23 protein-coding genes and 1 pseudogene are annotated in these 20939 nt (G+C 71.7%); 19 read left to right on the top strand and 5 right to left on the bottom strand.

Annotated features, from left to right (window positions below; all coding sequences use genetic code 11):
• The first annotated feature begins 61 nt into the window (after positions 1 to 61).
• The 8 genes from HS048_RS29190 (at position 62) to HS048_RS29155 (ending at position 9797) form a co-directional block, all read left to right on the top strand.
• On the top strand, positions 62 to 2803 hold the full coding sequence (locus HS048_RS29190; protein ID WP_196469277.1) for an Rne/Rng family ribonuclease: 2742 nt from the start codon (positions 62 to 64) through the stop codon (positions 2801 to 2803).
• A gap of 245 nt (positions 2804 to 3048) precedes the next feature.
• Positions 3049 to 3351: a 50S ribosomal protein L21 gene (gene rplU, locus HS048_RS29185; protein WP_068898894.1), complete on the top strand. Its 303-nt coding sequence runs from the start codon at positions 3049 to 3051 to the stop codon at positions 3349 to 3351.
• 19 nt (positions 3352 to 3370) lie between these two features.
• Positions 3371 to 3628, top strand: coding sequence for a 50S ribosomal protein L27 (rpmA, locus tag HS048_RS29180; protein ID WP_068898892.1), 258 nt, complete (start codon positions 3371 to 3373; stop codon positions 3626 to 3628).
• Positions 3629 to 3747: 119 nt separating this feature from the next.
• Positions 3748 to 5100 (top strand): GTPase ObgE, encoded by a 1353-nt coding sequence (gene obgE, locus HS048_RS29175; protein WP_068898890.1) that lies wholly within the window; start codon positions 3748 to 3750, stop codon positions 5098 to 5100.
• A 42-nt stretch (positions 5101 to 5142) separates the two neighbouring features.
• On the top strand, positions 5143 to 6267 hold the full coding sequence (gene proB, locus HS048_RS29170) for a glutamate 5-kinase (RefSeq protein WP_196469276.1): 1125 nt from the start codon (positions 5143 to 5145) through the stop codon (positions 6265 to 6267).
• 17 nt (positions 6268 to 6284) lie between these two features.
• On the top strand, positions 6285 to 7616 hold the full coding sequence (locus HS048_RS29165; protein ID WP_068898974.1) for a glutamate-5-semialdehyde dehydrogenase: 1332 nt from the start codon (positions 6285 to 6287) through the stop codon (positions 7614 to 7616).
• A 142-nt stretch (positions 7617 to 7758) separates the two neighbouring features.
• On the top strand, positions 7759 to 8010 hold the full coding sequence (locus HS048_RS29160; protein ID WP_196469275.1) for a hypothetical protein: 252 nt from the start codon (positions 7759 to 7761) through the stop codon (positions 8008 to 8010).
• Between the two features lie 116 nt (positions 8011 to 8126).
• Entirely contained in the window at positions 8127 to 9797 is a 1671-nt protein-coding gene (locus HS048_RS29155; RefSeq protein ID WP_068898886.1) for a serine/threonine-protein kinase, read from the top strand.
• A 40-nt stretch (positions 9798 to 9837) separates the two neighbouring features.
• On the opposite strand, the gene HS048_RS29150 is transcribed toward HS048_RS29155, so the two are convergent.
• Positions 9838 to 10608, bottom strand: coding sequence for a neutral zinc metallopeptidase (locus tag HS048_RS29150; RefSeq protein ID WP_196469274.1), 771 nt, complete (start codon positions 10606 to 10608; stop codon positions 9838 to 9840).
• Positions 10609 to 10719: 111 nt separating this feature from the next.
• The gene (locus HS048_RS29145; protein ID WP_191894903.1) at positions 10720 to 11745 is read right to left on the bottom strand and encodes a M48 family metallopeptidase; all 1026 of its coding nucleotides are present in this window, start codon (positions 11743 to 11745) and stop codon (positions 10720 to 10722) included.
• 74 nt (positions 11746 to 11819) lie between these two features.
• Here HS048_RS29145 and nadD point away from each other — a divergent pair, with 74 nt between their 5' ends.
• The 5 genes from nadD to HS048_RS38305 all read left to right on the top strand — a co-directional run bounded on the left by nadD (position 11820) and on the right by HS048_RS38305 (position 14045).
• A complete protein-coding gene (gene nadD / locus HS048_RS29140) occupies positions 11820 to 12440 on the top strand; it encodes a nicotinate-nucleotide adenylyltransferase (RefSeq protein ID WP_196469273.1) in 621 nt (206 codons plus the stop codon).
• Positions 12441 to 12600: 160 nt separating this feature from the next.
• A complete protein-coding gene (locus HS048_RS29135) occupies positions 12601 to 12765 on the top strand; it encodes a hypothetical protein (protein WP_196469272.1) in 165 nt (54 codons plus the stop codon).
• Positions 12766 to 12983: 218 nt separating this feature from the next.
• Positions 12984 to 13571, top strand: coding sequence for a hypothetical protein (locus tag HS048_RS29130; RefSeq protein ID WP_196469271.1), 588 nt, complete (start codon positions 12984 to 12986; stop codon positions 13569 to 13571).
• A gap of 193 nt (positions 13572 to 13764) precedes the next feature.
• Positions 13765 to 13899 carry a hypothetical protein gene (locus HS048_RS38310; RefSeq protein WP_255529734.1) on the top strand — a complete coding sequence of 45 codons (135 nt, stop codon included), beginning with the start codon at positions 13765 to 13767 and terminating at the stop codon, positions 13897 to 13899.
• Positions 13900 to 13910: 11 nt separating this feature from the next.
• The gene (locus tag HS048_RS38305; protein WP_255529733.1) at positions 13911 to 14045 is read left to right on the top strand and encodes a hypothetical protein; all 135 of its coding nucleotides are present in this window, start codon (positions 13911 to 13913) and stop codon (positions 14043 to 14045) included.
• Positions 14046 to 14123: 78 nt separating this feature from the next.
• Here HS048_RS38305 and HS048_RS29125 read toward each other — a convergent pair whose 3' ends face one another.
• Entirely contained in the window at positions 14124 to 14678 is a 555-nt protein-coding gene (locus tag HS048_RS29125; RefSeq protein WP_230882321.1) for a helix-turn-helix domain-containing protein, read from the bottom strand.
• Between the two features lie 24 nt (positions 14679 to 14702).
• Positions 14703 to 15116: pseudogene (locus HS048_RS29120) on the bottom strand (recombinase family protein); the annotation flags it as partial.
• Between the two features lie 247 nt (positions 15117 to 15363).
• Between HS048_RS29120 and HS048_RS29115 the strand changes: the two are divergent.
• The 4 genes from HS048_RS29115 to HS048_RS29100 all read left to right on the top strand — a co-directional run bounded on the left by HS048_RS29115 (position 15364) and on the right by HS048_RS29100 (position 18780).
• Positions 15364 to 16143, top strand: coding sequence for a hypothetical protein (locus HS048_RS29115; protein WP_196469268.1), 780 nt, complete (start codon positions 15364 to 15366; stop codon positions 16141 to 16143).
• Positions 16140 to 16808 carry a hypothetical protein gene (locus tag HS048_RS29110; protein ID WP_196469267.1) on the top strand — a complete coding sequence of 223 codons (669 nt, stop codon included), beginning with the start codon at positions 16140 to 16142 and terminating at the stop codon, positions 16806 to 16808. Before HS048_RS29115 ends, HS048_RS29110 begins: the two co-directional genes overlap by 4 nt.
• Before the next feature lie 157 nt (positions 16809 to 16965).
• Positions 16966 to 17466 carry a transposase gene (locus tag HS048_RS29105; protein WP_196469266.1) on the top strand — a complete coding sequence of 167 codons (501 nt, stop codon included), beginning with the start codon at positions 16966 to 16968 and terminating at the stop codon, positions 17464 to 17466.
• A 93-nt stretch (positions 17467 to 17559) separates the two neighbouring features.
• On the top strand, positions 17560 to 18780 hold the full coding sequence (locus HS048_RS29100; protein WP_196469265.1) for a hypothetical protein: 1221 nt from the start codon (positions 17560 to 17562) through the stop codon (positions 18778 to 18780).
• Between the two features lie 169 nt (positions 18781 to 18949).
• Here the strand turns inward: HS048_RS29100 and HS048_RS29095 are convergent, their stop codons facing one another.
• The gene (locus HS048_RS29095; protein ID WP_196469264.1) at positions 18950 to 19549 is read right to left on the bottom strand and encodes a DUF4240 domain-containing protein; all 600 of its coding nucleotides are present in this window, start codon (positions 19547 to 19549) and stop codon (positions 18950 to 18952) included.
• Between the two features lie 208 nt (positions 19550 to 19757).
• On the opposite strand from HS048_RS29095, the gene rsfS reads away from it, so the two are divergent.
• Both rsfS and HS048_RS29085 read left to right on the top strand, forming a co-directional pair.
• Positions 19758 to 20174, top strand: coding sequence for a ribosome silencing factor (rsfS, locus tag HS048_RS29090; RefSeq protein ID WP_068898876.1), 417 nt, complete (start codon positions 19758 to 19760; stop codon positions 20172 to 20174).
• Positions 20175 to 20241: 67 nt separating this feature from the next.
• Positions 20242 to 20874 (top strand): histidine phosphatase family protein, encoded by a 633-nt coding sequence (locus tag HS048_RS29085; protein WP_191894899.1) that lies wholly within the window; start codon positions 20242 to 20244, stop codon positions 20872 to 20874.
• Positions 20875 to 20939: the final 65 nt, after the last annotated feature.

The following is a 20939-nucleotide window of genomic DNA, read 5'->3' as shown; positions in this document are numbered from 1 at the left end:
AGAGACGAGAGCTCCCGCGCGGCGCGGAGACGCGCCCGGGAGCTGACGGGAGAGCGCCCGCATGCTCGACAACGAGCCCAACGTCGGGGTCAACGGCCCTGCCGGGGACATAACGGAAAAGACAGTTCAGCCGCGTCGCCGGCGAGCCGCCAGCAGGCCCGCGGGCCCGCCGCCGGAGCCGGAGGATCTGGAGCCCGCTCCGGAACCGGCCCGGCGACCGGAGCCGGCCGCCGGGACCCCGGGGGCCGTGCAGGCCCCGGCCCGGGTGGAGGCGCCCGCCGGGGCTCCCGCTCCGGCCCGGGAGGCCGAGGACTCCGCTCCGGCGCAGGAGGAGGCTCCACCGAAGCGCGCCACCCGGCGCAGGGCGGCCGCCCCGGCCGCCGCGACGGCGGAGGAGGCCGCGCCGCCCGCGCGGCGCAGCCGTACCCGCAAGGCCGCGGCCGAGCCCGCCGCGGAGGAGGTCTCCGCCCCGGAGGCCGCGGCCGCCGACGAGCGCCCCGCGGCACCGGCCAAGCGGACCCGCACGCGCAAGAAGGCCGCCGAGACCGTCGAGGCGGCGGCCGAGCCGGAGCCGCCCGTCGACCTGACCACGGCCGAGGCCGCGGAGGTCGCGGCGTCGCTGCTGCTCTCGGTGCCCGCCGAGGCGCCGGCCGAGGAGGCCGAGGAGGAGACCGGCGAGGACCGGCCCGGTCTCTTCACCGACCCGTTCGGGCTGGCCGTCCAGGGACACGCCGAGGTGCCCTCGGTGACCTTCCAGGCGCCCGCAGCGGTGTTCCAGCCGCTGTTCCAGGCTCCCGACCCCTCCCTGGCCCAGCAGCCTCCCGCCCGCCCCGCTCCGGTGCAGCCGTTCGAGCCCGCCGGGATCGAGGAGGAGTCCGAGGAGGAAGAGGGCGAGGACGAGGAGGCCGAGGGCGACGACGAGGCCGGCGGCCGCCGTCGCCGCCGCCGCCGGGGCGGCCGCGGCCGCGGGAAGACGCGTGAGCAGGAGGAGGCCGAGAACGGCGACTCCGAGCAGGGCGCGGACGAGTCCGCCGCCGGATCGGCCGAGGCCGAGCGGGAGGAGGCCGAGACGGATGAGGGCGGCACCTCGCGCCGTCGCCGCCGTCGCCGCCGCCGGGGTTCCGAGGAGGCGGAGGACGTCCAGGAGGTTCCGCCGAACACGGTGGTGCGCATCCGCGCGCCCCGCGCCGGGCGCGGCAGCGCCATGGACGAGGTGCAGAGCGTGCGGGGCTCGACCCGCCTGGAGGCCAAGAAGCAGCGCCGCCGGGAGGGCCGCGAGCTCGGCCGCAGGCGTCCGCCGATCATCACCGAGTCGGAGTTCCTGGCCCGCCGGGAGTCCGTCGAGCGGGTGATGGTGGTCCGCCGCACCGGCGACCGGACCCAGATCGCGGTGCTGGAGGACGACGTCCTCGTCGAGCACTACGTCAACCGCGAGGCGAGCCAGTCCTACGTGGGCAACGTCTACCTCGGCAAGGTGCAGAACGTCCTGCCGAGCATGGAGGCGGCCTTCATCGACATCGGCAAGGGCCGCAACGCGGTGCTGTACGCCGGCGAGGTCAACTTCGACACCGCCGGGCTGGAGGGCCAGCCCAAGCGCATCGAGGTGGCGCTCAAGTCGGGCCAGGCGGTCCTGGTGCAGGTCACCAAGGACCCGATGGGCCACAAGGGCGCCCGCCTGACGTCGCAGATCAGCCTGCCCGGCCGCTACCTGGTCTACGTGCCCGACGGCTCGATGACCGGCATCAGCCGCAAGCTCCCGGACAAGGAGCGGACCCGGCTCAAGGGCATCCTCAAGAAGGTCATGCCCGAGAACGCCGGTGTGATCGTCCGCACGGCCGCGGAGGGCGCCTCGGAGGAGGAGCTCGGCCGCGACGTGGCCAGGCTCTCGGCCCAGTGGGAGAACATCCAGCGCAAGGCCAAGTCGGCCAGCGCGCCCGAGCTGCTCTCCTCGGAGCCGGACCTGACCGTCCGGGTGGTCCGGGACGTGTTCAACGAGGACTTCACCTCGCTGGTCGTCGCGGGCGAGGTGTGGGACACGGTGGACGAGTACGTCCGCTACGTGGCTCCGCATCTGGCCGACCGGCTGACGAAGTGGGACGAGAACGGCGACGTCTTCGCGGCCTACCGGATCGACGAGCAGATCGCCAAGGCGATGGAGCGCAAGGTCTGGCTGCCCAGCGGCGGTTCGCTGGTGATCGACCGGACCGAGGCGATGACCGTCGTCGACGTCAACACCGGCAAGTTCACCGGGCAGGGCGGAAACCTCGAGGAGACCGTCACCCGCAACAACCTGGAGGCGGCCGAGGAGATCGTCCGCCAGCTCAGGCTCCGGGACATCGGCGGCATCATCGTCATCGACTTCATCGACATGGTGCTGGAGAGCAACCGGGACCTGGTGCTGCGGCGGCTGCTGGAGTGCCTGGCCCGGGACCGGACCAAGCACCAGGTGGCCGAGGTGACGTCCCTGGGACTGGTCCAGATGACGCGCAAGCGCGTCGGGCAGGGCCTCCTGGAGGCGTTCTCCACCGTCTGCGAGTGCTGCAACGGCAGGGGCCTGCACATCTCGGCCGAACCGGTCGAGGGCAGGCCCGAGCCGCGCGGCACCCAGGGCAAGATGGCGGTGGAGAAGGCCGTCGCGGAGAAGCTGGCCAAGGACGCGGGAAGCGCGGTCGCGGCCAGTGGGCAGTCCGGACGTGATACGGTGACCGATGCGCTTGACGATGTCCCGGATGAGGACACGCAGGCCGTACAGGCTGCCGGAAGGGGGCGGCGACGCTCCCGCAAGGCCAAGCCGGCCGACTAGGTCCAGCCCGCCCCAGGGCGGGGGACCCATCGGTCCGGTGACCGCCGGCGCGCCATGCCGCGCCGGCAACCCGACGTTCCGCCCGGTTCGACCAGGGCACCGCAGTCCGGTACCCTGGTGAATCGGTGCGCTAGTGGCGCGCCCTGTTCGCGCGCCTACCCGGTTCGTCGGTCCAATTTCGGTGACCACAGCCGGATGCGGGGCGCAGCATCCAGCGAGCAAGTAGGCAGAAGAAGGGTTCCGCGGTGTACGCGATCGTTCGTTGCGGCGGCAGGCAGCAGAAGGTCTCCGTCGGTGACGTCCTCGAGGTGGACAAGGTCGCCGGCGAGGTCGGTTCCACGGTTACGCTGCCGACGGTGCTCGTCGTCAACGACGGCGACGTGACCACCGAGGCGGGCAGGTTCACGGTCGCCGCCGAGATCCTCGGCGAGACCAAGGGTCCGAAGATCCGGATTCTGAAGTACAAGAACAAGACCGGTTACAAGAAGCGCCAGGGTCACCGTCAGCGGTACACCCAGGTGAAGATCACTGGCATCGACCAGGCCTGAGTTTCGGGAGTTTTGCGAGATGGCACACAAGAAGGGCGCGTCGTCCACTCGGAACGGCCGTGACTCGAACGCCCAGCGGCTCGGTGTGAAGCGCTTCGGCGGCCAGCTGGTCAACGCCGGTGAGATCATCGTCCGCCAGCGTGGCACCCACTTCCACCCGGGCGACAACGTCGGCCGCGGTGGCGACGACACGCTGTTCGCGCTGGCCGCGGGCCACGTGCAGTTCGGCTTCAAGCGCGGTCGCCGCGCGGTGAACATCGTCCCGGTCGCGGAGTAGATCCGCACCGACAGACGTTAGGGCAGGGGTGGATCGCGTCCAGCGGTCCACCCCTGTTCGTGTTGCGAGACGGGGCGTTCCCGACAGCGGGTCCCGAAGATGGGGGTAGGAGAGCAGACATGCCGGACTTTGTGGACCAGGTGGTCCTGCACATCAAGGCCGGTGACGGGGGACATGGCTGCGCCTCTGTGCATCGGGAGAAGTTCAAGCCGCTGGGCGGCCCCGACGGGGGCAACGGAGGCCGCGGCGGCGACGTGATCCTGGAGGTGGACGCGAACACCGCCACCCTGCTGGACTACCACCGCCGCCCGCACCGCAAGGCCGACAACGGCAAGCAGGGATCGGGCTCCAACCGCGACGGCGCCAACGGGGCCGACGTCGTCCTGCCGGTCCCGGACGGGACCGTGGTGAAGAACGCCGCCACCGGCGAGGTGATCGTCGACCTGGTCGGCGCGGGCACTCGCTACGTCGTCGCCGAGGGCGGCCACGGCGGCCTCGGCAACGCGGCGCTGGCCTCCGCCAAACGCAAGGCCCCCGGCTTCGCGCTGCTCGGCGAGCCCGGCGACGAGCTCGACGTGATGCTGGAGATGAAGAGCGTCGCGGACGTGGCGCTGGTCGGCTTCCCCAGCGCGGGCAAGTCCTCCCTCATCGCGGCGCTGAGCGCGGCCCGGCCGAAGATCGCCGACTACCCGTTCACCACCCTGGTGCCCAACCTCGGCGTGGTCACCGCCGGAGACACGGTCTTCACCGTCGCCGACGTGCCGGGGCTGATCCCCGGGGCCTCCGAGGGCAAGGGCCTCGGCCACGAGTTCCTGCGCCACGTCGAGCGGTGCAGCACGCTCGTGCACGTGATCGACTGCGCGACCATGGAGCCGGGCCGGGACCCGATCAGCGACTACGAGGCGATCGAGGCCGAGCTGGCCGCGTACGGCAAGCTGGAGGACCGCCCGCGCCTGGCCGTGCTCAACAAGACCGACGTGCCCGACGCGCGCGAGCTGGTCGACATCGTCCGGCCGATGCTGGAGGAGCGCGGCATGCGGGTCTTCTCGATCTCCGCGGCCACCCACGAGGGACTGCGCGAGCTGACCTTCGCCATGGGCGAGATGGTCGCCGCCGCCCGCGCGGCCGTCCCGGTGACCGAGCCGACCCGCCTGGTCATCAAGCCCAGGCAGCTCGGCGACGCCGGGTTCGCCGTGCGCCGGGTCGACGAGAACACCTTCCAGGTCACCGGGGTCAAGCCGGAGCGGTGGATCCGCCAGACGGACTTCACCAACGACGAGGCCGTCGGCTACCTCGCCGACCGGCTCGAACGGCTCGGCGTCGAGGAGGAGCTGCTCAAGGCCGGCGCCAAGGCCGGCGCCGAGGTCGTCATCGGTTCCATGGAGAACGGCTACATCTTCGACTGGCAGCCCACCCTCAACGCCGAGGCGGTGCACCAGGGCCCGCGCGGCACCGACAACCGGCTCGGCTGACCGCTCCCTCCTCTCACCTGCTCCAGAAGAAAGGCACGCGTCGTGACCCCTGCGCGCGATCGGATCCGCACGGCAGCACGTCTCGTCGTGAAAGTGGGTTCGTCCTCGCTCACCACGCCGCAGGGCATGATCGACGTCGACCGGGTGGACGCCCTGGTCGACGTGCTCGCCGCCCGGCGGAGGACCGGCACCCAGATCGTGCTGGTCTCCTCCGGCGCCATCGCGGCCGGGCTCGGCCCGCTGGGCCTGGCCGCGCGCCCCCGCGACCTGGCCACCCAGCAGGCGGCCGCCTCGGTCGGCCAGGGCGTGCTGGTGGCCCGCTACACCTCGTCCTTCGCCCGGTACGGCCTGCGCGTCGGCCAGGTGCTGCTGACGGCCGACGACATGATGCGCCGTGCGCACCACGTCAACGCCCAGCGCACGCTCGGCCGCCTGCTGGAGCTCGACATCGTCCCGATCGTCAACGAGAACGACACCGTCGCCACCGACGAGATCCGCTTCGGCGACAACGACCGGCTCGCCGCGCTGGTGGCCCATCTGACCCGTGCCGACGCGCTGGTGCTGCTCTCGGACGTGGACGCCCTCTACGACGGCGACCCGCGCAAGGCGGGCTCGCGCCGGCTGACCGACGTGCGCGGCCCCGAGGACCTGGACGGGGTCGAGCTCGGCGGGGGCGGCGCGGTCGGCACGGGCGGGATGGTCACCAAGGTGCAGGCGGCCAGGATCGCCACCGGCGCCGGCGTGCCCGTGGTGCTCACCGCCGCCGCGCACGCCGCGCAGGCCCTCGCCGGGGCCGACATCGGCACCTACTTCCACCCGGCCGGACGCCACCCGGGCACGCGGCTGCTCTGGCTGGCCCACGCCGCCACCGGCCGCGGCCGCCTCCACCTGGACCCGGGAGCGGTCGAGGCGGTCGTCGGCCGCCGCAAGTCGCTGCTGCCCGCCGGGGTCACCGGGGTCGAGGGCGACTTCGCGGCGGGCGACCCGGTGGACCTGTGCGGGCCGCTCGGCGGGGTCGTCGCCCGGGGCCTGGTCAACTTCGACGCCGCGGAGATCCCGGACCTGCTCGGCCGGTCCACCCGGGAGCTGGCGAGCAGCCTCGGTCCGGAATATGAACGCGAACTGATCCACCGTGACGACATCGTCATACTGGAGCCCACCCACTAGTTCCCATGGAGTGCGACATGTCTGCGTCGTCGGGAGACCTCACGACCGCTTCCGAGGTCTCCGAAGATTTCCTGAAGGTGGCCCTGGCGGCGAAGGAGGCCGCCACCGAGCTGGCCCCGCTGCCGCGGGCGCCGAAGGACACGGCGCTGCGGGCGATCGCCGACGCGCTGGTGGCCCGCTCCGCCGAGATCATCGAGGCCAACGCGATCGACGTGGCCCGCGCCCGCGAGAACGGCACCTCCGAGTACATGGTCGACCGGCTCAGCCTGGACGCCGCCCGGATCGAGGCCGTCGCCGACGCCGTGCGGCAGGTCGCCGACCTGCCCGACCCGGTGGGCGAGGTCGTCCGGGGGAGCACGCTGCCCAACGGGCTGGAGCTGCGCCAGCTCCGGGTGCCGCTCGGCGTGGTCGGCATCATCTACGAGGGCCGTCCCAACGTCACGGTCGACGCGGCCGCGCTCTGCCTCAAGAGCGGGAACGCCACCCTGCTGCGCGGCTCCTCCAGCGCGTACGAGTCCAACACGGTGCTCGTGCGGGTCATGCAGGAGGCGCTGGCGGGCACGGAGGTCCCGGCGGGAGCCGTACAGCTGGTGCCCGGGGTGACCCGCGACTCGGTCAAGGCGCTGATGAAGGCCCGCGGGCTGGTCGACGTGCTGATCCCGCGCGGCGGCGCCTCGCTGATCGAATCGGTGGTGCAGGAGTCCACGGTTCCGGTCATCGAGACCGGCACCGGCAACTGCCACGTCTACGTCGACGCCGACGCCGACCTCGACCTGGCGGTCGAGATCCTGCTCAACGCCAAGGCGCAGCGGCCCTCGGTCTGCAACGCCGCCGAGACGTTCCTCGTGCACGCCGCCGTCGCCGACGCCTTCGTGCCGCGCGCCCTGGCGGCGCTGGCCGGGGCCGGGGTCACGGTCCACGGCGACGAGCGGATCGCCGCGTACGGCGACGCCGTGGTCCCGGCCGGTGAGGAGGACTTCCGCGCGGAGTACCTCTCACTGGACATCGCCGCCGCCGTGGTCGACTCGCTGGAGGACGCGGTCGCGCACATCAGGAAGTACGGCTCCGCCCACACCGAGGCGATCGTCACCCGCTCGGTCACCGCCTCCCGCAGGTTCGTCGCCCTCGTCGACTCCGCGGCCGTGGCGGTCAACGCCTCGACCCGGTTCACCGACGGCGGCGAGTTCGGCTTCGGCGCGGAGATCGGCATCTCCACCCAGAAGCTGCACGCCCGCGGCCCGATGGGGCTGCCGGAGCTGACCTCCACCAAGTGGGTCTACACCGGGGAGGGCCACCTGCGCACGTCCTCGGGCACGGTCATCGCCTCCTGCCCGGGCGAGTCGCGGTAGGGACGGACGGACCGCGGGGCCCGGGGCCGGGCTCCGCGGGTTCCTTCACGGTCTGGTGAAGGGCGCTGAAAGTCACGGTGTGTGAACGTGTCGACGCGCTCCGCAGTGGGCATGGGTGGTTGGATTGGCCTCCATGCAGACCGTGATCGGAATTCTCTTCGTGGGCGTCGTGCTGTTCGGCGTCGATCGTCTGATGCTGTTCCTGGAGAGCCGGGGACACGTGAACTGGCGGCGGAAGGGCCGTCTGGACCTGTCGGCCGGGCCGGTGGCCGAGCTGGAGAGCCTGCTCGTCCCCGACCGGGGGGACGGGGAGAGCGGGGAGCACGACGACCGGTGGGAGTCCGCCGAGCGGTACGGGTCCGCGGACCGGCGCGAGTACGCCGGCCGGTCGTGAGCCGCCTTCTCCTCCGCCGTGGTCTCCCTGCACGCTGATCCTTCCGGCTCCGGCGAGTCGCCGGAGATTCGTCATACCCGCCCGCTATGGTGTGGTCTCCTATGGGTGGAGGGCGGGTGGGCAGGCTCGGGCGCGTCGGCCCGTACACGCTGGTGGATCGCCTCGGCAGGGGCGGCATGGGCGAGGTCTACCTCGCCACGGCCCGGCGTGGGGAGAAGGCCGCACTCAAGATGCTCCATGACACGGTGGACGCCGACTCGGAGGCCGGCATACGCCTGGAGCGTGAGGTCCGCGCGCTCCGGCGGGTGGAGAGCCCCTACGTCGCCCGGGTGCTCGACGCCGACCTGGAGGGCGACCGGCCCTACCTGGTCATGGAGTACATCGAGGGCGACACCCTGCTGGACCGGGTACGGCGCGACGGCCCGTTGGAGGGCGCCGACCTGATCGGCCTGGCGCACGGCCTGGCCACGGCGCTGGCGATCATCCACGCGGCGGGGGTCGTCCACCGCGACCTCAAGCCGGCCAACGTCCTGCTCAGTGCTTCGGGCGAGCCCGTGCTCATCGACTTCGGCATCGCCCAGGTGCTGGACGCCACCCGGCTCACCATGACCGGCACCTTCCTCGGCACTCCGGGCTACGCCGCTCCCGAACTGTTCGCCGACGAGCCGGTCGGGGAGCCGGCCGACGTCCACGCCTGGGCGGCGACGGTCGCCTTCGCCGCGACCGGCCGTCCCACCTTCGGCCGGGGCACGGTCGAGGCGCAGATGTACGCCATCCTCAACGGGCAGGCGGACCTGGCCGGTGTTCCTGCGGCCCTTCTCCCGCTGATCCGCGCGGCCCTGCACCGGGAGGCCGCCAAGCGGCCCACGGCGGCCCTCCTCTCGGCCAGGCTGTCCCGGCTGGCACGTGCCTCCTTCGCGGATCCCGCGTCCGCGGGGGCTCCGGAGCCGTCCGCGCGGGCGATCGGCTCCCGCCGGGAGAGCAGGCGGCAGCCAGGGGCGCAGCGGAGCGGTCAGGAGAAGGCGGGGCCGGAACGGGCGGGCTCGGAGCGGGCCGGTTCCGCTCCGGTGGGGTCCGAGTCCCGGATGAGGACCGCGCTGAGGAACGGCGGGGCGCCGCGCGGCGCGCGCTCGGCCACGGGGGAGAACATGAAGCCGGGCCGCCGGTTCCCGGTGGCGGAACGGGCGGTTCCCGGGACGGGCAGAGGACGGCAGGCGGACGGCTCTCCGGCGGCGGAGGCCGTGGCGGTCTCTCCGGCGGGGACGCTGCCCGCGGGGAACCTGACCCTGATCGTCCTCGCGGTGCTGGCGGTCCCCTGCGTCGTGACCTCGGTGATCTGGCCGCCGGCCACCTTCGCGGTCACCGCCGTGTTCGTCGTCCTGACCCGCGCCGTCTGGACGGGGCACTGGCTGGTCAGGAGGCACAGGTCGGCCGGGGTCCGGAGGGCCCTGCGGGTGCTCGGCTTCCCGCTGGCCCTCGCCGGATCGCTGCTGACCGCCGCGGTCTGGCCGGGCGCCCCCGCGGCGGGGCTGGCCGGGCTCACCCTGTGGCTGGCCATGGGCGGGTCGCTGCCCCCGGAATGGTGGCTGCAACCCGCCCCGGTCCCCGTCGCCGTCGCCGGTGTCGTGTTCGGCGTGGTCTGCGGATGGATCACCGGCCGGGAGGTGGAACGGGCCGGTTCCCGGCTGCCGGAGCTCCGCAGGGAGGGCCTGCGCGCGATGGTCGTGCTGGGCGGTTTCGCCGCCGTGTGCACGGCGGCCGTGCGCGTGGTCGCGCTGGTGCTCTGAGGACCGGTCTCCGTTGAGCACCGCTCCCGGCTGGACCGTCCTAGCTCACCTTGGCGGGAGAGGCGGCCCAGGTGTTGCAGGAGGCGGGGTCACCGGTGGCGTAACCCTGCTTGGACCAGTGGACGCGGTTGGCGCCCTTGCCGTAGACGCGGGCCTCCCCCTTCACATCGCCGGTGTCCTTCACCATGCCCATCAGGTGGTTCCAGTTGGAGGTCGGCCGTTCCAGCGAGGGCCACACGCTCTTGATGAACACGCCCGCCAGGCAGTCCATCTGCAGGGAGTGCCGGCGGTTCTGCTCGTTCAGCTCGGAGGTGTTCTTGTAGGGAGCGGCCCGGTAGGCCTCGCCGATTCCGACGAGCTCCTGCACGTGGTAGGCGTACATCTGGCTCATGAGGTGAAGCAGGTAGAGGTCGCCCGTGTTCTGGAGCAGGTCCTTGTGGAGACGGATGGCGATCGTTCTCGACTCAGGGCAGTGCCACGCCTCCGAGTCGCCGAACTTGTGACCGCAGAAGCGGGCGGGGGCCTTGGTGTAGACCTTGACGACGGGCTTGGTGAACTGCAGGCCCGCCGCTTCGAGATGCGTCTTCCACGAGGCGTTCAGGCAGTTCAGCACTGCGGTCAGATACTTCTTGGCCGAAGCGGGATCGCCGTCCTTGACGGATTTCTCGGCGCATTCCGTCTCGGCGAGCGCACCGGCGCCGTACAGGGCGTTCTGCGTCAGTGTCTCGTCCTTGACGGGGTAGGCGTGCGCCGTACCCGTCAGAAGCAGACCGGCCGCGCCGGTCAGGGCGGCGATCATACGGATTCTCATGGGGCCGAACAGTAAAGCAGGCCCGTTTTGTGTGCAAATCAGTTTCCCTATGCGAAAGGTCCGGAAGGTGAACTCCCGGACCTTTCACGAACGATAGGGAAACGATACGGCTCAGTTGCCGTCACGGCGGGCGAACCGGTTGAAGATCCGCTCGCCGGCGTTGACCGCGCCCTCGGCCACGTCGCGCAGGACGCCGATGAACGGGTCCTGGGACTGCGACCACGACTCGCGGTAGGACCGGGCGGCGGCCTTGACCTCCTCGGAGATCTTGGCGCTGGAGTCGTCGGCGCGGCGGGGGTAGGTGCCGCCGAGGATCGTGTCGTACTCCCCGCTACGGCGCCACTTGTCGAGCTCGGCGACACGGGAGACCGCGAACGGGTGGGTCGTGCCGAGCAGGTTCAGGACCTTCAGCAGGCCGTCGCGGACGTCGCCCGCCGTGTCGTACTCGCGGGCCTGGTCGAGGAAGGCCTCGATGTTCATCTCGTGCAGGCGCGAACCGCCGGCGAGCTTCATCAGCGCCCGCAGGGCGGCGTCGGGGTCCTGGCCGACGAGGAGGCCGCCGCGGTCGGCGGAGAGCTCGGACTTGCGGTGCCACTCCTCCAGACCCGCCACGATCGCGCGCAGGCCGATGTAGCCGAGCGGGATCCAGGCCACGCGGGTGGCCAACCGGGTGAGGATGTCCAGCATCGTGCGGTAGACCGCGTGACCGGAGAGGATGTGCGCGGTCTCGTGGCCGATGACGAAGCGCTGCTCCTCTTCGTCCATCAGGTCGAGCAGGCCGGTGGTGACGACGATGAACGGGTCGTCGAAGCCGATGGCCTTGGCCTGGACCTGCGGGCTCTGCTGGACGTAGACCTCCGGGATGCGGTGGAGGTCGAGCACGTAGGCGGCGTCGCGGCCCATGTCGTGCAGGGCGCGGAACTGGGTGTCGCTCGTGCGCACCGCGGAGGCGAGGTAGATCAGGCGCAGGCGGCGCTCGCTGATCAGTCCGGACATCTGCTTGAGGACCGTGTCGAACCCGCTGAGAGACCGGAGGGCGACCAGCGCGGACCGGTCGGCGGGATGTTCGTAGGCGCGGGAGCTGATGCCGGGAAGCTGCGCGCGGTTGCGATCCGGGGTGGTGGTCATGTCCGGCATGCTACGTCGGCCCCGGGTGGCACGCGCGGGGGCTGGTTAAAAGCTCTGTGCGGTTCACGCGTATGGTCCATTTCATGATGAACGCTCCCACCGGCTACGGAAAGCGCCGTCTGGGCGTGATGGGCGGGACCTTCGACCCGATCCACCACGGGCACCTGGTGGCCGCCAGCGAGGTCGCCCACCACTTCGATCTCGACGAGGTCGTCTTCGTGCCGACCGGCCGGCCGTGGCAGAAGGCGGACCAGGTCGTCTCGGCGCCGGAGGACCGCTACCTGATGACCGTCATCGCGACCGCCTCCAACCCGCGCTTCTCCGTGAGCAGGGTGGACATCGACAGGCCGGGTCCCACCTTCACCATCGACACCCTGCGGGACATCTCCGAGGCCCACGGCCCGGACACGGAGCTGTACTTCATCACCGGGGCCGACGCCCTCGCCCAGATACTGAGCTGGCGCGACGTGGACGAGCTGTTCACCATCGCGCACTTCGTCGGCGCGACCCGGCCCGGCCACCACCTGCACGATCCCGGCCTGCCCGAGGGGCGGGTGAGCCTGCTGGAGATCCCGGCGCTGGCCATCTCGTCGTCGGAGTGCAGGCAGCGGGTCGCCTCGGGAGAGCCCATCTGGTACCTGGTGCCGGACGGCATCGTGCAGTACATCAACAAGCGCGGGCTGTACCGGCGGATAGAGGACTGACCAGGGCTTTCCTCAGCCGTCCGCTGGGGGAGGGCACATCGGCGAAGACGGCGTCGACGGCGGCCCTCGCCCGGTCGTCGATCTCGGCCGCCGTCGCGGGGAACTCTGCGAGGTGGGCTGTGAGAATGGTCACGACGCTGTCGGACAGAGGGATCGTGCGGTGGCCTGCGCCTACTGGCGCGACGGCCGGGTGTGGCGGTGCATCACCCCGGGCGCCTACTGCCCGAAGGCGGCCCGCACCCGCTACGGCTACGCCAAGGTCACGGGCCGCCGCTACAAGTGCTCGGTGTACGACAACGGCCAGTGGCGGTGGAAGCGCGTCTGAGCACCCCGGCACAGCGAGACGCCCGGAGGCGAGCCTCCGGGCGTCTTCCGTGTTCTGCGGAACGCCTATCCCCCCGTGATCAGGCCTCGCCCCTGCAGTCAACGCCTGGGCGACAGCCGCGGAGAAGGACGCCGGCGGGGAACCGGTCATTGCCGGGCCATCATAGTCTCGTCGACCATGACGATCTCCACAACGATCACGCCGACGAGGGGAACGACATGATCCGAGACGATCTGTTGACCGGTCCACCCGGTGAGACCGCCGGTGCCGCCCTCGCCCGGCTGAATGAGTTCAATAACGCGCTGCACGGTTCGGACTGGATTTACCAGGTCGAGTACCGGCCGGTGGGGGCCCACGCCCTCGTCGAGGCGGAGCACTACCTCAAGACGACCCTGCCTCCGAGCTACGTCCGCTTGCTGTCGGCCTATGGTCTGCCCCTGCTGCGGTATGGCAAGGACAGTAGGCCCAGTCCTCTGTTGCTGGAGCCCGGCAAGCTACGCCGGGGAGACTTCTATCTGTGGGAGGAGGACTACCTCGACCACGTGCCAGTGGAGGAGCGCGACGCGGTCATGGACCGGCTCCAGAACTCGGTGTCGTTTCGCCGCCCGGACGAGGGTGCCGATGACTACGACATGTTCCGTACGGACATGGTCAACGCCGACGGTGAAATGCCGGTCACCAGCTATCAGCACGACATGGTTTACGTCGATCCCGAGGGGTTCGCCACGTTCGACCGGTACATCGCCGCACTCGTCGATAAGTACAACCGGAAACAGGCGGCGGCCGGACCCGACTACTTCCAATGACTGAGGCTATGGGCGTCACCGTTGTCGTCATTGCGGCTTCACGGCCCAGTATTCCCGAAGGCGTCCCACCGTGCTAAGCGTCAAGCCCGTAGCACCACGAGATGCCCCGAGAGCGCCGAACCGGTCAGTAGGCGCGGGGATGGCTCCGCCAAGGGTCGGCCGTCGAAGATGCAGCTGAGCGAGGACGACCCCTGTGAGCCGACCGGCGATCGCCAAGGCCGCCACCGAGTTCCAGGCGCCGACCGCGGCCGTCGGCCTCAGCGCGGCGGCCCGGGCCGGTTCCGGCCGGCTTCCCGATCGGCCTGCGCCGGAGCACGCCGGCGGGTGAGCATGGGCGCCATGACCCCCGAGGACGACCCGCCGCTCGCGTGGCTGCACGAGTACGTCATGGCCTCCATCCGTCGCAGGCTCCAGCAGCGGCGCCAAGAGGTCGCCGAGCTGGAGCGGATGCGGCAGGCCGGCCCGGACGAGTAGCCGGGGCAAGGGCTCAGGCCCTCGGCGAAGACGGCATCGCGGGAGCACGGGCGGGCATCCCCGCAGCACGACGGCAGGTCATGCTCCGCGCTTGGGGGCGGCGGCCCGGGTGCGGTGGTGCAGGTCCAGGGCGGCCAGGGCGTCGGCCTGGCGGGCGTGCGACCCGTCGACGGCGTCCAGCTCGACCGGCTCATGGTCGGGGGTGTGGGCCCTCCAGCGGGTGCCGCCGGTCTCGACGTAGCCGATCGGCACCTCACTGCCGGGCGGCAGCAGGTAGCGGCGCCCGTCACCGAACCGCCGCGCCACCCGGTAGCCGTCTTCCAGCCGGCGCGAGGCCGGGCGCACCCGCTCCCAGTCCCAGACCGCCGGACCGGGCACGGACGCGGGCGCGGTGGCCGGGCCGTCGCCGGCGGGCCGGGCGGCGGTCTCCTGACGCTGGACGGCGACGAGCGGGTCATCGTCCTCAAAGGCCCGGTACAGCGTCGACCTGCCCACCCCGAGGGCCTTGTCGATCGCCGGAATGGTCTCCCCACGGGCCCGGCGGGCGCGGGCGGCCGCGAGCTTGTCGGCGTCGATCGCCGGAGGCCGGCCACCCTTGCGGCCTTGGGCGGCGGCCGCGGCCAGGCCGTCCATGGTGCGCTCGCGGATCAGGTCACGCTCCATCTCCGCGGCCATCTCCGCGACCAGGAACAGCATCTTGTCCGCGATCGGCTGGCCGCCGGGCCGGTGCACCCCGGCTCAGACGCCGGACAGGATGTGCAGGTTGATGCCGCGCGGCGCGAGCTCGTCCTCCAGGAACACCAGCAGTTCCTTCACGCTGCGGGCGATGCGGTCGGGCTTGTAGATGACCAGGGTGTCGCCCACCTGCATCCGGTTGATGGTCGCGGCCGGCTTCGGGCGCTCGCGGCGGGTGGAGACGGTCTCCTCGACGACCTCGCGGCAGTGCGCCGCGGCGAGGGCGTCCACCTGGAGCCGGTGGTCCTGGGCGCGGGTGGAGACGCGGGCGTAGCCGATGCGGATCGCGCTGGCCGGACCGGACGCGATAGTCGACGGAGCGTCGGGTTGCACCATGGCGGGGGAGGTGGGGGCGCTCATGCCTTCATCGTCCTGGAAACGGTCTCGTGGATCCATTTCAATGGGCGAGGTTCCGGGATGGGTTTCGGGACGATCCGGCGGGATCGTTCCTGCGGAAACACCCTCACCTAGACGATCTTCGTTGGCCGTCCCGGAAACGATCGTTCCGGCAAGCCGTGAGCATGGGGAGCTGGTCTTACGCCTCTGAGATCGGTCAGCTGCCCGATCCGGCTCAGTCACCGGCATGCAACTGGCGTGCCTGGACGTGGTCGATGACGAGGACGTGTTTGCCGTCACGGGCACGCAGGTGGAGTCCTTCGCGGTCGGCGGGGCCGTTGTCGCCGTCGGATCCTCGAGTACGGCGATCATCGTGGACGCCGGAGACGATCCGGCCGCCAGCGGGGTGCGCACCGGCAGCCGGCTCACGCTGGTCGGCCCGCTCCCGCAAGCAGCCGCCTCACGGATGCTGGAGCACGATCCCGCCTCACGTCCGATCCACCTGTTCGTCCGCGTGGCAGACGGCCTGCTCTACCTCGGAAGAGGTGAGCACGCCCACAGCCGCTGGAACCGCGATGGGCTCGACTGCTGCGATCTGCGGATCGACCCGCCGCTGGAACGCGACGTGCTCGACCGGGTGCGCCCGGCTTCTCTCCCGGTCGGCCTGCCGGGTCTGCAGTGGCTGGAGCACGTGAACGGCGACCGCACCGAGGCGTTGCGGCTTTTCATCACCGGCTGGCACCCCGTCACCGTCCCCGGCCCGGACCCGGTCGCGCCGCCGGTTCCGGTTCCCGTGGTGCTGGCGGAGTTCTACCGGCTCGCCCAGGGCCGGCCCGGCGTCCTCGGCGGGCAGAACGCCATCCGTCCTCCGGCGGAGCCGCGTATCGAGGCCGCGGGCAGGCTCGAGGTCGGCTACGAGAACCAGGGCGGGTTCTCTTGGTCGCGCTGGATCCCTCGGAGGACGACCCGGTCGTGTGGAGAACAGACGACACCGCTGAGGGCCGGCACGCCGAACGGGAGCGGTTGAGCGGTTTCCTGCTCGAGTTCTCGCTGTTCGAGGCCGTACTGGGTGCGCCGTATCACGCCTCCCATGAGCAGGTGCCGGCATCGCTCGTCGGTGAGCTGACCGGCAGGTTGCACCGGGTGCCGCTGCGGGCGTGGCTGTGGCCGCTCGCTCCGACGTCCTTCTATGCCGCCTCCGGCCTGGTCGCCTACGTCAGCCCGTGGAGCGGCGAGGAGTGCGATGTCGGGGTCGGCGTGACGCACCGCGGCGCGCTGCGTCCGCTCGGTCCTCGCCAGGATGGGCTGCTGTTGGTGCTGCGTCCGGCGCAGCCGCGCCCCAAGAGCCTGCGCCGGGCCACTCGGGCGCAGCGGCGCGAGCACCACCGCGCCACCGCCGCGGAGTGGGAGACGGCCCGGCAGCGCGGCCGGCTGCTGGATGTGGAGGTGGACGTGCTGCTGTCGCTGGTCAACCGCTCCGAGGGCGGCAGGCTCCAGGCCCTTGGGCACCTGGACCCGTGGTCGGACACGGTGCTCGATTATCGCGATCTGCCGCGGATCGAGGCTGATGTCGATCGGCTGGAGACAGCTGCTCGCGATGACGTGCAATGCGCGCTGATCGCGGCCCTGCGGGAGCTGCTGGAGTGCTGGCGTGCGGAGCCGGGCCTGATGTTGCACTGCTACGGAGATTGACCTGTCCCGCCTCAGATCGGATGGGACAGATCAGGGCGAGACCGTCTCTCGTAGACACTAGGTGTGCGGTCGCGTCCGAGATGCGGTGTAAAAGAGAACGAGCGTAGGTTGCCGTGCTGAACCGACCAAAGTTCGCACTACGCAAGGACCTACGCTCGTGGCACGCACACTACCGCCCGTCCAGGCCATCGTCACCGAGTACGACACCTGGTGCCGCCGCGACCTGTCCGGCATCGAGCTGGACTACCTGTTCGTGGACGCCTCGCACTTCAAGATGCACGACGGGCAGCGCGCCGAGCCGGTTCTGCCCGCCTGGGGCATCACCGTCGACGGCAAACCCGTCTTCGTCGGCCTGGCCCCGGCTGCCGCCGAGTCCACCGACGCCTGGCACGACTTCCTGACCGACCTGGCCGCACGCGGTCTGCGCCCGCCGCTGCTGGTCGTCTCCGACGGCGCACCCGGCCTCATCACCGCCTGCGTCAGCCTGGTGTGGGCGGTGCTGGACCGGGCCGCCCGCGGCTGGCGCGGCTTCACCATGACCTCCAAGGGCCTGCGCACCTTGCAGGACCTGCGCCGGGCCCTGCTTGCCCCGCCCATCCGGCTCCGTCCGACAACCGTCCCGGCCACCGACTCGACGCCCGAAACGGCAGCCGCCTAAGATCAGTCCGCGGCACCTACCTGATTGAGCTTTTTACACCGCTCCGAGGACGCGACCGGTGTGGCCCGGGGCAACGCGATCGGAGGTGTCAGGGTGGCTCCTGGACGGCAGACCGGGCAGGGCGTCGAGGGCTCGGACGCTGTCGGCCGCATCCCGAGCGCCCGCGACCGGGGACGTCCCGGCCCGACGCGGGCGCGGGTGGAGCGCCGTTTCCGCATGAGGACGGTGATCACGGCGGCCGTGCTGATCACGGGGGTCTGCGCCTGCGAGGCCGCCGCACCGCCGTCGGCCTCCCCCTTCGAAGCCGATCTGCCGGAGTATCGCGTCCCGCCCGAGACGCACCCACCCGCTCCGGCTCCCGTCCGGAGGGCCGAGACGCCATTCGCCCGGGCCCATCCCCGGGCCAGGGTCCTGCGGATCCCCGCCGGAGACACGATGGCCCGTGACGTCGTGGGCACCCTGCCCGACGGGCGGCTCATCGTCCGAAAGTCCTCCCGGCGCCTTCCGTACCTCGACCACGTCGACCTCTTCGACCCCGCCACCGGCCGCAGCGCGCTGCTGCAGCGCACGACGGAGCGCGAGTCGTACACCGCCGCCGCGGCGGCGCACGGCACACGCGTGGTGAAGCTCCTCGGGAACGACGAGCCGGGCGGGTGGATCCTCGAGGCCACCGACCTCCGCACCGGCCTGACCCGGGAGGTCATGAACACCTGGGGCGGTCCTGCGGGGTACTGCGGGAGGGGCTGGCCATATCCCGTCGACCTCGTTTTCCATCGAGGAGATCTCTACTTCTCCGCGTGCGTCTCCGGCGACGCGGGAGACGTGGGCGTCTACCGCATGGGCCCCGGCGACGAGATCCCCCGGCTGTGGCGGAGGGGGCTGTACGACATAGTCTGGGAGGGCGACGCCTTCCTCGCGAAATCCCCCGTCCTGACGCCGGACTCAGCTGATCCGGGTGATTTCACCGGCTCGCCGGCCCGCTACGGTCCGGACGGCACCAGACGCGGCGTTCCCGATCCGGCGTCGTACATCGTCCGGGTGGACGAGGACCGGGACCTCCTGGAGTACGGCGACGGCACCGCCGCCGGCATCGGCCCGCGTGCCAGGGGCGTCGCCGTCTCGCGGCACGGGCGCTTCGCGGTGTGGCGCGAGGGCGGGACCGGCTGGCTCCTCGACGCACGGACGCGTACGGCGGTGCGCCTCCCGGGGAGGGCGGTGGAGGAGGTGGGCATCTCCCACGCCGGGTATCTCCAGTGGAGGACGGCGGGCGTCTGCAACGTCGTTGACCTGGCGGTCCTGAACGACCGGGACTGAGCGTCCCAGCCCTCGCCTTCGTCCCCGTCTCCGTCCTCGCGGCCGCCGGAGACCGTGGCCGCCGCTTCGGAGAACTCCCGACGGCGCCCGCGGCGGCCGAGGAGACCGCCGCGGGCGCCGTGAGCGGCGACGGCGCCCGTCCACGGCCGCCGACACCGGGCGGGGGAGGTCACCGGGGCGGAGCGGGCCGGTCCGCGGGGTCGAGGAACAGGGCGGCCAGGCGGGGGAGGCGGCGGCGGGTCTCGTCGTCGTCGTCCACGTCCCAGTCCTCTCCGGCGGGGCGGTCCAGCAGGTCCATGGCGGCCACCGCGGCCGCCACCACGTCGTCGAACGACTCTGATTCGCCCTGAACGCGTTCGTACGCCCGCTGTGCCGCGTAGGAGGCGTCCTCGCAGCCGATCCAGCCGCCTTCGCCGCGGCTCATCCGCACCACCACGGGAAGCTCCGCGAGCGAGTCGGGGTCGGCGACGGCCCGGGTGAACGTCGTGCGTCCCAGCAGCATCAGCCCCGCGCGGAAGTCGGTGAAGCCGTCGTCCCCGCACCCGCCCTGGACGAGGTAGGCGGCGTTCCACAGCGGCCAGCGGTACGCGGAGTCCGCGATCTGGACGAAGATCCGCTCGAACGCGATGATCTCGGTGGGTTCCAGCTCGGCGAGCGAGTCGGTCAGGATCTCCACCATCGGGTCGTCGGGCGGGTCCCGGTCGTCGGCTCGGCTACCGGCGGATCTCCGTGCCCGCTCGATGATGTCCCACCAGGTGTCGATGTCCACCCTGGTCACCATAGCGACCGGGCTCTCCCGCCGGTGCGGGCGGAACCGGGCGGCCGGGGTCCGTGCTCCGGCCGTCCCGGCAATCGGTTTGCGGTGTGGAATCGGGTGGCACACGATAGGCGTTGTACTGACTGCCCGCTTTCGCCGCGGGCCGTGCCGGGCATCCTTAGGGGTGACAGCGCCGACTACCGGAGGACTGACCCACACCGTGACCGCAACCGACAGATCCGTCCAGCTCGTCAGGATCGCCGCCGAGGCGGCGGCGGACAAACTGGCCGACGACATCCTCGCCTATGACGTGAGCGACCAGCTCGTCATCACCGACGCGTTCCTGCTCTGCTCCGCCACCAACGACCGCCAGGTCCGCGCCATCGTCGACGAGATCGAGGAGCGGCTGCGGGTCGAGGCCGATGTCAAGCCGGTCCGCCGCGAGGGCGAGCGCGAGGGCCGCTGGGTCCTCCTCGACTTCATCGACATCGTCGTGCACGTCCAGCACGAGGAGGACCGCACCTTCTACGCGCTCGAGCGCCTCTGGAAGGACTGCCCCGCCATCGCCCTGCCGGACAGCGTGACGCAGGTCGCCGCGCAGCGTGCCCGGCCGGCGGCGCCGGAGGACGCTCTGTGAGGCTGAGGCGCACGAGCGCCGGCGAGCACGGCCGCACCGCGGCTCGCACCTCCCGGCAGGGGGCCGCATGAGCCGCCGTGTCGTGTGCCTGAGGCACGGCCAGACACTGTGGAACGTCGAGCGGCGGTTCCAGGGGCACACCGACATCCCGCTGGACGAGACCGGTGCGGCTCAAGCCGCCCGCGCGGCCGGGCTGCTCGCCTACCTGCGCCCCGACATGATCGTCTCCTCCGACCTCCAGCGCGCCCTGCACACCGCCAGGGCGCTGGGCGGGGTCACCGGCCTGGACGTGGCCGTGGACAAGGACCTGCGCGAGCGCGGCGGCGGCGAGTGGGAGGGGCTCACCCGGGAGCAGATCTCCACCGGCTGGCCCCGCGAGTTCGCCGCCTGGGAGGCTCCGGGCGGAGAGGACGTCGCCGACGTCGCCGAACGGGTCTCGGCGGCGGTCCGCCGCTGGGCCGCCCGGCTGGAGCCCGACGGGCTGCTGGTCGTGGTCTCCCACGGAGCCGCGATCAGACTCGGTGTCGCCAAGCTGATGGGACTGCCCCAGGAGCACTGGCCGGCGCTGGGCGGCCTGGGCAACTGCTCGTGGTCGGTGCTGGAGGAGGGACGCAAGGGCTGGCGCCTCCTGGAGCACAACGCCGGGACCCTGCCCGAGCCGGTCCAGAGCGACGACAGCCCCGAGGCCACGCGGACCTGATCGCCTGGTCGTACGGCTCGCCCCGGTGACGGGCGCGAGCCGTACGGGCGTCGATTAGGTGAACG

Source organism: Planomonospora sp. ID91781 (assembly GCF_015711595.1).
Taxonomy (GTDB): Bacteria; Actinomycetota; Actinomycetes; order Streptosporangiales; family Streptosporangiaceae; genus Planomonospora; species Planomonospora parontospora.
Note: the sequence above shows the minus strand (reverse complement) of the source record. Positions and strands in the feature narration are given on the sequence as shown.